At 43.3% G+C, this 11,541-nt stretch carries 7 protein-coding genes and 1 CRISPR repeat array; all 7 genes read left to right on the forward strand.

Annotated features, from left to right (window positions below; all coding sequences use genetic code 11):
* Positions 1 to 652 precede the first annotated feature (652 nt).
* The 7 genes from cas10d to cas2 are packed head-to-tail and all read left to right on the forward strand — an operon-like array spanning position 653 to position 8,449.
* Positions 653 to 3,994, forward strand: coding sequence for a type I-D CRISPR-associated protein Cas10d/Csc3 (cas10d, locus tag AWQ22_RS16225; protein ID WP_065712008.1), 3,342 nt, complete (start codon positions 653 to 655; stop codon positions 3,992 to 3,994).
* A 53-nt stretch (positions 3,995 to 4,047) separates the two neighbouring features.
* Positions 4,048 to 5,013: a type I-D CRISPR-associated protein Cas7/Csc2 gene (gene cas7d / locus AWQ22_RS16230; RefSeq protein WP_065712009.1), complete on the forward strand. Its 966-nt coding sequence runs from the start codon at positions 4,048 to 4,050 to the stop codon at positions 5,011 to 5,013.
* A 14-nt stretch (positions 5,014 to 5,027) separates the two neighbouring features.
* A complete protein-coding gene (gene cas5d, locus AWQ22_RS16235; protein ID WP_065712010.1) occupies positions 5,028 to 5,750 on the forward strand; it encodes a type I-D CRISPR-associated protein Cas5/Csc1 in 723 nt (240 codons plus the stop codon).
* Between the two features lie 4 nt (positions 5,751 to 5,754).
* Positions 5,755 to 6,591: a CRISPR-associated endoribonuclease Cas6 gene (gene cas6 / locus AWQ22_RS16240; protein ID WP_065712011.1), complete on the forward strand. Its 837-nt coding sequence runs from the start codon at positions 5,755 to 5,757 to the stop codon at positions 6,589 to 6,591.
* 9 nt (positions 6,592 to 6,600) lie between these two features.
* On the forward strand, positions 6,601 to 7,179 hold the full coding sequence (gene cas4 / locus AWQ22_RS16245; RefSeq protein WP_065712012.1) for a CRISPR-associated protein Cas4: 579 nt from the start codon (positions 6,601 to 6,603) through the stop codon (positions 7,177 to 7,179).
* Between the two features lie 2 nt (positions 7,180 to 7,181).
* Positions 7,182 to 8,159 (forward strand): type I-D CRISPR-associated endonuclease Cas1d, encoded by a 978-nt coding sequence (gene cas1d, locus AWQ22_RS16250; RefSeq protein WP_065712013.1) that lies wholly within the window; start codon positions 7,182 to 7,184, stop codon positions 8,157 to 8,159.
* Positions 8,156 to 8,449: a CRISPR-associated endonuclease Cas2 gene (gene cas2, locus AWQ22_RS16255; RefSeq protein ID WP_065712014.1), complete on the forward strand. Its 294-nt coding sequence runs from the start codon at positions 8,156 to 8,158 to the stop codon at positions 8,447 to 8,449. The genes cas1d and cas2 overlap by 4 nt, the downstream gene beginning before the upstream one ends.
* Positions 8,450 to 8,660: 211 nt before the next feature.
* Positions 8,661 to 11,503: a CRISPR direct-repeat array (repeat unit 37 nt; unit sequence CTTTCCAACCACTAAATCCCGATCACGGGACTGAAAC).
* The last annotated feature ends 38 nt before the right edge of the window (positions 11,504 to 11,541 follow it).

Raw genomic sequence — 11,541 nt, forward strand, 5'->3', positions numbered from 1 at the left:
TTTCACCAATAAGTACAGACGTATTTATTTCAGTCCCGAAAGCGGGATTAAGCCAATTCCTGACTACTGATGCCTGCAAACTTAGGATAAGACGAAAAAATAAAGTAGTCAAATACCTCTGAACTTATAAAAATTTTGAGCGACCCCTTGTTATTTTCGAGATCGCGTTGCTAGCATCACAGTGTAAACTCAAAAACTTAAGGAAATTCCCATGAGTAAAAAAGCTCAAATCCTTCGTCTCCTCTCTGATCGCAAGCCCCACGCTCCGCAAGAGTTAATCCCCATCACCCATCGTTTTAGTGCTGTAATTCACTCTCTCCGAGAAGAGGGGTATCAGATCGAGACGCTTCGTACTGCTCATAACGACTGCCGTTATCAAATGCTTTAGCCTCTGCATGGGTATGTTTTAATTTTTCCTTCGTAACCTAAGCATACCTATTTTCTCAGAGAGAGATTTAAATAAGGCTTTCGGCACTAAGGACAGGCGTAAGTAGTCTCAGCCCCCAATTATGGTTGGTTTAGTCACAAGTTTCTAGCAAGTCATTTAGTCAAATAGCATTTCTCTTTTATTTCCCTCTCTGAGTTTTCTTAAGTTCTTTTCTATTGATTTTGGATTACAACCCACTCACGACAACTGCATTTACTAGAAAATATGAATGACAATTTTGATTTAGAGAACATTAATCCCGATGAATTTCTCGCGGATGAAAGTGGAGATCGCCTAATTGAAACCCAAGAAAGAGAGCTATTAACCCTAAAGCTTTTGCGTAAGGCGATTCAGGATTCTAACCAAGATGATCCAGTGATGAAAGATTTTTCTGAGATTGTCTTACCCAATTTGTTGAAGGTGGCGATCGGGGTCACGGCTAAAGGCGGTAAATTTTTCGATGAGATCGACGCTCAACGGGCAGCAGAAGGTAAAGAAAAAGTTCGGCGGGATAATGCGGCGGATCAGTCCCTAAATACCCATTTGCTCAATGGCTTATTTCCCGCTAACCAAATCGAAAAACGATTAGAAAAATTGGATACAACGATTGCCCGTGGCATTGAAGAATTTGAACGACGGTTAACTATTGCAGGATTTATGCTCCATGACTTTGAGAAATTTTCTGATGTCCCTCAAGATTGCCGCAAGCTTGATATCCAACAACAGCAAGAGATCATTGTCCAAAAACTTTTGGAGTTAGAACTCAATAAATTTATTGACCCAGATAATCCCGAAACCTATCAAGACTATATTGATGATTTAACCGTTCTGATTTGCAATGCCCAGAGACGCTGGGATACGAACTGGAACTTTTCTGAATATGGCTTACAACCGAAAGTTCACCCTAAATTATTGCGGCAATTAGCAGACTTAACCTGTTTAGCAGATTCTTTTGCTTCCATCATCAAACATCCCCAAGATGCCGCTAAGACGAAATTTAAAGAGTTATTACATAGTCTCAGCGATGGTCAATTAAGCTTGACCTATCATCATTTAGCCGAAAACCGTGGGGTTTTAACCAACGTGGTGAACAATGCGGTGATTGATCTCCATATCAGTCTGAATACAGAAGATGAAATCTTCTATGAACCATTACTGTATTTACCGACGGGAGTAATCTATCTCAAAACCCGTAATGCCCCAAATATTCCGACAGATGGGTTAGGCGATCGCGTTGTCAAAAAAATCAAAAGCCTTTGCTTTAAGCAACTCAAAGCGAGACAAACAGGGTTTAGCCGAGATGGTAAAGGCATGAAATATGCCGATTATTATAATCTCTTTTGTGATGAGCGAGGCTTGATGGAAATCGCTCTTGATGCCACTAAGAAAATCCTTACTGCTAATAAAAAATCTGTTGCTCCTGCCCGTACAGAAAAACTGCAAAATTTCCAAGAATCAGGGGTTTTGTCTGCCCACTATGATTTTCAACTACAAGAAGATATTCGCATGGATCAACTCGCTGAATTTGGCGATACCATCTGCCGCAAAATTTGGGGGAATAAATATAAGGAGTTAGAAAACCTTTATAAACAAAGAGTTCGCGATCGCAAGAAAAAGAAAAGCCTCGCAGAATTACCAGAACCTCAATTACCGCCAGAAGAAGTCATTCTCAAAGTTGCAGAGTTTTGGGGATTGGCAGACTATATTCCCCAATTGCGGCAAATCCAGAACATTAATCAATCCCTCAAAGAAAATAAACTTAAGGGTAATACGGGTGGTGTTCCCTATGAATGGTATTACCTTTCTACTAAATATCTTGAAGCAAATCCCGGCTTAGAAGATATTCGGGAAACTGCCGAACAACTCATTACCTTTGTCGCTGATTTAATCGAACCGATTATTGCCCAATATTCTGTTGATGATGGTTGGCAAGATATCCGCGAATGGGTAAAACGAGTGGTGATGTTACCGCAACAGGAAATAGCCTCTAATGCAGAACAGATTGAAATTTTCTTAAAGGAATTAAATGCCTATCAAGCTGCAAAAAAATCTGGACGGGGTAAAGAAATTATTTGCTCTATTTCTAACTCTCCCTACTCAGTCACGGAGCAGATGGAGTCAGCGGTATTGTTTACGCCGCAGGTTTACACCAACAAACAACATTTAGGGGGTTCCAACGCCAAGCGCAATATTTCTAGCATTGCAGGCATTGAGATGATGCTCCGGCAAATTCTCATGAACCAAACCCAAGCGGTCGGTAAGCGTTTTGAAGATGGCAAGTATCGTTATCTCTATTTTTATCCCACTTACTACTTCACACCCGAAACTAATAAATTTTTGCAGCAAGCTTATCAGGCGATCGCCCAAACTCGGTTTGATACAGAGCTAAGAAATCACTTTATTAGTAAAGAAGGTGATATTAATCTCACAAAAGCAAACTATCAATCCGTTGACTTTTTGTTAATGGACGAAGACCTCAAAGCCAAGCAGCAGCTACCAGACAAAGATCCCAACTATCGTAAAGACCGCACTTTTAAACTCTCCTATCCAGATGATCAGCCCCTAACCTTTTACTTTATTGCCCTACCACCGGGACGCGATCCCACCGATACTGAATCTTGGGTAATGCCCACTTGGTTAGCCTTTGTGATGCCGATGATTTTGGATGTCAAAACCGTTGTTTCTGAATCACCGATTCCACCATTTACCGATGGCACAGAATTTGAAGAGACTGTCTTTCTCGATAGTGCCCCCCAAGCATTTCGGGTATTGACTGGGGTAGATCGATTCCGTCTCGACTACATCCTAGAAGGGTGGCGCGATGGGAGTGGTCGGATTTATCCGTCGCCGTTAAAAGCATTGACCGCAGCCTATGCCATTCACCTTGATGTAAATCCCAAACGAGGCAAAGGAGGTTATGACGCGAATTGGGGCAAATTAACAGAACTTGCCAAAGATTTTCAATCTAGTCCCCTCAATGTTTTTAGCTACCTCAGTAAATGGAGGAGAGGAAAAGAGGCGGAATCACCGCCGATCAGCAAAATTAAGCTTTATGCGGATCATTTTTATCCCTGTTTTGACCCCTATTACAACTCTGAAACTCAAAAGGAGAAATCACCCTTGAATCACCCTAAAAAACTAACAGAACTCTACCGAGAGTTTTATCGGGCAAACAAGTCCTATAACCCAAAGGCAAATGCTGTTCTAAAACCTATTGATGTTGCAGCTCAGGCAATACTCAATGCAGATAATTGCTTAATGGATAGTGACACATTAATCGCTGTGGCAGCGGCGGAAGTATCCAAACTCATGGATCGTGTCCATTCTTCTACTGCAGAAGGTCGTTGGGTCATTAGTGATCGAAAAAAAGAACGACAGAGAATTCTTGAGTTTGCCCAGTATTTTGTCCAAGACGTTTTTGAAGGAGGTTTTAAAGGTGATCGCGCTCGTTTGGCAGGGAAACAACTAAACCTCATTCGAGACACTTGCGAATTTCTCTATCGCTTGGAGCAAGACCAAGAAAACCAAGACTATAAAGCTCGTAAAGCGGCTCAAGAGGAAGAGTAACCATTTTTTTCATCTCGTCCTTTATTTTTCTTACACATTTTAGGAACATAATTATGTCTTTACTCAAATCCATCGATTCTAAGTTTTTCCATACAGAAATTCCCAGCAAGCCTATGGGGAAGTATGCCCATTTTTTAACTATCCGTGTAACTGAATCCTACCCACTCTTTCAGACTGATGGCGAGCTTAATAAAGCAAGGGTAACAGCAGGTGTTGAGGATCAAAGTTTGATGAGTCGTTTGGCGATGTTTAAGCGGAAGCAATCTACACCTGAACGTCTAGTGGGTCGTGAACTTCTGCGTAATTACGGGATTATTACAGAAGCCTGTGAGTATAATGAGAAATTCGAGATGGATCATCCTGATTCGATTGTCTATGGGTTTGCCATTGGGGATTCTGGTTCAGAAAAGTCGAAAGTGGTTGTAGATACGGCCTTCTCCATTACTCCCTTTGACGAATCCCATGAAACTTTCACTCTGAATGCGCCCTATGAGAGCGGCACAATGAGTAAACAAGGGGTGGTGACTAGTCGCATTAATCAACAGGATCATATTCGTCCTCAGGTTTTCTTTCCAAGCATTGTCACCCTGAAAGATCCGACAGAAGGTACATTTTTGTATGTGATGAATAATATTCTGCGAACCCGTCACTATGGTGCACAGACTACTCGCACTGGTCGTTTACGTAATGAGTTAATCGGCGTGGTTTTTGCCGACGGAGAAATTGTTAGTAATTTGCGCTGGACACAAACGATCTACGATCTGATGAAAGATAAGATTGCCCCCCCAGATCCTTTACAGGAAGCAGATGTACTTGATGCGGCAAAAGAAGCGATCGCCCAACTCATGACAGAGGAAGTTATTGTCCATACAGATTTAATTGGGGAAGCTTTTGAAGCCTTACTGGGTGAAGTAAAATCTCTCACTTCTACAGAGGAAGGTATTCAATCTTTACTTCAAACAGCAGATCGAGATGCAAAAGCATACTATGGGAAGTATGTAAAAAAGCAAGGTAAATAAGCGAGGATAATCAGATGACTATCATTTATAACTGTACTTTAGAGCTTCATGATAGTCTCTATTTCGCTACCCGTGAAATTGGGAGACTATACGAAACTGAAGCCGTCCTACATAATTATGCCTTGGCTTATATTTTGGGGTTTGTGGACAATCCTAAATATCAAACTGAAGTATCAACAGAAAATTCATATCGCTATTTTTGTGCTGAACAGATACCTAAATATAAGCAACATTTAGAACCTCTGAATAAGCAAAATATTTACATTACACCAGCGAAACCAAAACATCATACTTCTGTTTTGAACACATGGAAATATGCTGATAATCACTATCATGTGGAAATGAAGCCCACATCCAAAAATATTCCGAGTTTTGGTCGAACCAAGGAAATTGCACCAGAAAGCGAGTTTGAATTTTTTGTAATCTCGAAAGAAAAACTCAATTTTCCCCATTGGGTACGAATGGGGAAATGGTCATCAAAGGCTAAATTAGAGACCAAATCTCTGGAAATTGATAAACATTACTCAAATCAAGAATTTACTTTTCCCTATGTGCTCAATCCTTTGGATGTGATGAAAAGCAATCAAATTCTTAGTTTTGACACGATTAACATGCCTCCCGTCAGCTTAATTCAAAACATTCACATGATTGGAGATTATTTCACTTTTAAAAATCTACCAAAACAAATGCAAGGTTTAAAACTACCAAGCAATATGTCCTATCAGTTTTCTGCTTAAGTAAATGCCCTATAGCCTAGTTATTAATTTTGTCCCGCGATCGCCGCTGCTAAAAACCCATCTTAATGGTCGTAATTTCCATGCCTTATTTCTTGACCTGGTTAGCTCCGTTGATAAAGACCTGGGGACACAACTGCACCAACAGCAGAGTGAAAAAGCCTTTACCCTCAGTCCAGTGCAGATCAGGCTCAATCGTAAGCTAATGCAATGGAGCTATCATCGGGCGATCGCCCCTGGTACTCCCTGTTGGTGGCGCATTACCTTATTGGATGACAGCCTATTTGGAAAACTAGCTCATCTCTGGCTAAATATAAACCGCACGGAACCTTGGCAGTTAGGGTCTGCCGAGCTTGATATTATCAGTATCCTTTCCAATCCCCAGTCACAACAGCCATGGGCAAACTTTATTTCTTATACTAGACTCTATGAACAAGCCCTTGATGGCACAGATAGCCAAACTTCACAACAGGCAAGAAAAATAAATTTTAGATTCTGTACGCCTACAACATTTAGAAAAACACAATACGATGTTTCTCTACCAGATCGAGACTTGATTTTTCGGAGTTTGCTTAAGCGATGGAATCAATATAGTGAAATTCCACTTGAATTTACAGAGACTATTTTCGAGCCTATTTATCCTAGTTTCTTTGATATTAGAACTGAAATGGTCAGCGATAAACGGAGTAAATTTATTGGCTGTGTTGGTGAAATGAGTTTCAGTATTTTAGGAGATGTAAATGCCCAAATTATCAAGCAAATTAATACCTTAGCTGACTTTTCTTTTTATGCAGGTATAGGACGAAAAACGCCGATGGGTATGGGACAAGTTTCTAGATATTAAAGGTTTAAAATGGACGATTATCTACCTCTCGCCTATCTAAATGCATGGGAATATTGCCCAAGACGTTTTTACTTTGAATATGTACTTGGGGAGATGGAAATTAATGACCATATTATTCGGGGAAACCATCTTCATCGGAATATTGATCAAGCTGGGACATCAATTGAAGGAGATACCCGCATTCATAGGCAGCAATGGGTTTGGAGCGATCGCCTAAAAATTAAAGGCATTATCGATGCGGTAGAAGAGACTGATGGCTTACTGATTCCCCTCGAATATAAAAAAGGAAAAATGGGGAAGCACCTTAATGATCATTTCCAACTTTGCGCCGCAGCCCTATGCCTAGAGGAACGCACCAAACAAGAAATTCCCTACGGTGAAATTTTCTATTACGGCAATCGACGGCGACAACAGGTTGAATTTACCCAAACCCTCCGAAACTTGACCGAGCAAGCGATTATGGCAGCCCATCTTGCTAGTAATCGCCCCATGCCTCTGCCAATCACCAATCAAAAAAAGTGCACTGATTGCAGCCTAAAGCGTTTGTGCCTCCCTAAAGAAATTAAAAAACTAGTTAAATTCCATTAACCATGTCAACTCTATACCTAACTCAGCCAGATGCCATTCTGAGCAAACAACAAGAAGCATTCAAGATCGCCCTGAAGTCTGAAGATGGCACATGGAAAAAACAATCAATCCCTGCCCAAACCTTGGAAGATATTGTTCTTCTGGGTTATCCCAGCATGACAGGGGAAGCCTTTGGATATGCCCTAGAACTTGGTTTACCTGTCCATTACCTCAGTCGCTTTGGTAAATATGTTGGCTCTGCTCTCCCCAATGAATCCCGCAATGGTCAACTGCGTCTTGCTCAATTTCGCGCCCATGAGAACCCAAACCAACGCCTCGATATCGTTAAGGCGATCGCCAAAGGAAAAATCCACAACCAATACAATCTCCTCTACCGACGGGGACAAAAAGAAAATCCCCTCAAAGGTCGCGAAAAACTGGTGCTTCAAAAACAGTCTCTCGACGAAGTACGCGGTGTTGAAGGATTAGCCGCGCGGGAATATTTCGCCTGCTGGCAGGACATTTTAGGAGACCAATGGGAATTTACCGGACGTTTTCGCCGTCCCCCCACCGACCCCGTCAATGCCCTCTTGAGTTTTGGCTATGGCTTACTTCGCACCCAAGTCACTGCCGCCGCCCACATTGCCGGACTCGATCCCTACATCGGCTTCCTCCATGAAACCACCCGTGGTCAACCCGCCCTCGTTCTCGACCTTATGGAAGAATTTCGCCCCCTCATCGCCGATAGCGTAGTCCTCACCGTCCTGAAGCAAAAAGAAATTAAGCCTAAGGATTTTAATGAAAGTCTTGGTGCTTACCGTCTCAAAGATGATGCTTGTAAGGTCTTTTTATCTGCCTTTGATCGTAAACTTTGTTCGGAATTTAAACATCCCATTTTTAACTACAAGTGCAGTTATCGTCGGGCCATTGAGCTACAGGCTAGATTGCTCGCAAGGCACCTACAGGAAGGGATTCCCTACGAACCGTTAATCATTCGATGAACACTCTTTTTTACCTGATTATTTACGACTTACCTTCTACAAAGGCAGGAAATAAGCGCCGCAAACGCTTGTTTGATTTATTATCGGGTTATGGCACTTGGAAGCAATTTAGTGTTTTTGAATGCTTTCTGACGACGAAGCAATTTGCAAAATTACAAACTTCGATAGAAAAACTGATCAAACCAGATGAAGATGCTGTTTGTATTTACATTCTCGATGCCACTGCTGTTAAAAAGGCGATCGCCTACGGTACATCTACGCCAGAAAAGCCGGGTAGCATCATCCTTTAGATTTGACCTAAAATCAAGTTGGCAAACCCATAGCGTGACCAAAAACCCTAGGGACTTTGCCAAAACTTCCAGAACCTTGAAAACTCAATACTTTTCAATACTTAAAGGTCAACAATTTATAGAGCGATCATGGGTAAAATTGGATGCATGGAGCGACATCTGCCAAATGAGCTTTGCAAAGCTAGGTATCGTAAGAGTCCTGGCTCGCGGACTTTCCAACCACTAAATCCCGATCACGGGACTGAAACACTCGCCGAAGCCTGCACGGGCATCAAAAAGAGGCTTTCCAACCACTAAATCCCGATCACGGGACTGAAACTCTCTCCAATCACAGAGGTTTGGGATTATTTCCCGACTTTCCAACCACTAAATCCCGATCACGGGACTGAAACAAAACAAACCAGCGGGAACCCCGTTAGATGCCCCTGCTTTCCAACCACTAAATCCCGATCACGGGACTGAAACTATAACCAACTATTGAAAGAGCGCTCTATCCTGCCTTTCCAACCACTAAATCCCGATCACGGGACTGAAACTTATGCCCTGACTGGGTTTCAGACGAACTGATCCGCTGATCCGCTTTCTTTCCAACCACTAAATCCCGATCACGGGACTGAAACTATTTTTAGGGGAGGGGCGATCTCCCCAGATATTTCTTTCCAACCACTAAATCCCGATCACGGGACTGAAACCGAGAGATCGTGGTAACCGCCCTCAACAATGCGAGAGCTTTCCAACCACTAAATCCCGATCACGGGACTGAAACGAAAAAAATGAACATTCCCAAAGAGGTTCAGGCCAACTTTCCAACCACTAAATCCCGATCACGGGACTGAAACCAGTTTTTACCCCAGCTTCCGAGTGAGTGGGCATCCTTTCCAACCACTAAATCCCGATCACGGGACTGAAACTAAACACTTGGGTGTTTACGTCTACCACCGAGCGAAGTCGACTTTCCAACCACTAAATCCCGATCACGGGACTGAAACCCAACTCATTGATTTTCCTTTCAGCCCTGGCATTAGCCTTTCCAACCACTAAATCCCGATCACGGGACTGAAACTAAGATGGCGACGTTTTTTCGATACCGGGCCAAGGATGCTTTCCAACCACTAAATCCCGATCACGGGACTGAAACCAAGCACTGCGTTTCCGTCGCATTGTGCGCTGGCTAACTTTCCAACCACTAAATCCCGATCACGGGACTGAAACAGAGGATGGCCTGGGCCTCTGGCAATCAGACTGGTTCCTTTCCAACCACTAAATCCCGATCACGGGACTGAAACGGGCTTTTTGCTTTTTAAGACATTAAGCCAAGCGGATTCTTTCCAACCACTAAATCCCGATCACGGGACTGAAACGCCTTCTACAATGACAATTGTCCGTGAAGCTTGCCCTGCTTTCCAACCACTAAATCCCGATCACGGGACTGAAACTAATTTTGCTTCCTCTGCTGCTTTCTTTGTGGTGCTTTCCAACCACTAAATCCCGATCACGGGACTGAAACTTTATTTTGAGTCTGCCTATCAGTCTTACATCGATTCTTTCCAACCACTAAATCCCGATCACGGGACTGAAACAAAAATGTGGGCATCGCACCAGACTGCAAAGTCAGAAGCTTTCCAACCACTAAATCCCGATCACGGGACTGAAACGCTCAATCAACCTACGATTTTTAAGGAGAAAACCTTTCCAACCACTAAATCCCGATCACGGGACTGAAACGAGGTGCCCAACCAGACGGTGAACAAGGCAGTAAACTTTCCAACCACTAAATCCCGATCACGGGACTGAAACGTGCGCCATGTGCGGGGGACTCAGGACGAATTCGTCTTTCCAACCACTAAATCCCGACCACGGGACTGAAACAATGTAATCATGTGTCGTGGCGTGGATATGGCGCTCTTTCCAACCACTAAATCCCGACCACGGGACTGAAACCTGTTTAATTGTTTTCCCAGCTTTGACGACACTTACTTTCCAACCACTAAATCCCGACCACGGGACTGAAACACCTCTAGAGTCGAAAGACCACCCTTAATAAATTTCAACTTTCCAACCACTAAATCCCGACCACGGGACTGAAACCACAAATGCTCTTTTAACTAATCCTGCCTTGGCTGCTTTCCAACCACTAAATCCCGACCACGGGACTGAAACCTTTCTGCTGAAAAATTATGCTTCTGTCTATATTTTAGACATGGCTTTCCAACCACTAAATCCCGACCACGGGACTGAAACCTTTCTGCTGAGGGCAAAATCACACAAGCAAATGCTTTCCAACCACTAAATCCCGACCACGGGACTGAAACTGATGTTGTGATGCACATTGTTAAGAAAGATGCCCGCTTTCCAACCACTAAATCCCGACCACGGGACTGAAACTGAGGAAATCGACGTTCTCCGGGCTGAAGTGGACTCTTTCCAACCACTAAATCCCGACCACGGGACTGAAACTTTTCCTGGCTTTATTGTGGGGGCTGTCCTTGGTGATTCTTTCCAACCACTAAATCCCGATCACGGGACTGAAACCAGTTTTTACCCCAGCTTCCGAGTGAGTGGGCATCCTTTCCAACCACTAAATCCCGATCACGGGACTGAAACTAAACACTTGGGTGTTTACGTCTACCACCGAGCGAAGTCGACTTTCCAACCACTAAATCCCGATCACGGGACTGAAACCCAACTCATTGATTTTCCTTTCAGCCCTGGCATTAGCCTTTCCAACCACTAAATCCCGATCACGGGACTGAAACTAAGATGGCGACGTTTTTTCGATACCGGGCCAAGGATGCTTTCCAACCACTAAATCCCGATCACGGGACTGAAACCAAGCACTGCGTTTCCGTCGCATTGTGCGCTGGCTAACTTTCCAACCACTAAATCCCGATCACGGGACTGAAACAGAGGATGGCCTGGGCCTCTGGCAATCAGACTGGTTCCTTTCCAACCACTAAATCCCGATCACGGGACTGAAACGGGCTTTTTGCTTTTTAAGACATTAAGCCAAGCGGATTCTTTCCAACCACTAAATCCCGATCACGGGACTGAAACGCCTTCTACAATGACAATTGTCCGTGAAGCTTGCCCTG

This window comes from Picosynechococcus sp. PCC 7117 (assembly GCF_001693275.1).
In the GTDB taxonomy this organism is placed as follows: Bacteria; Cyanobacteriota; Cyanobacteriia; order Cyanobacteriales; family MRBY01; genus MRBY01.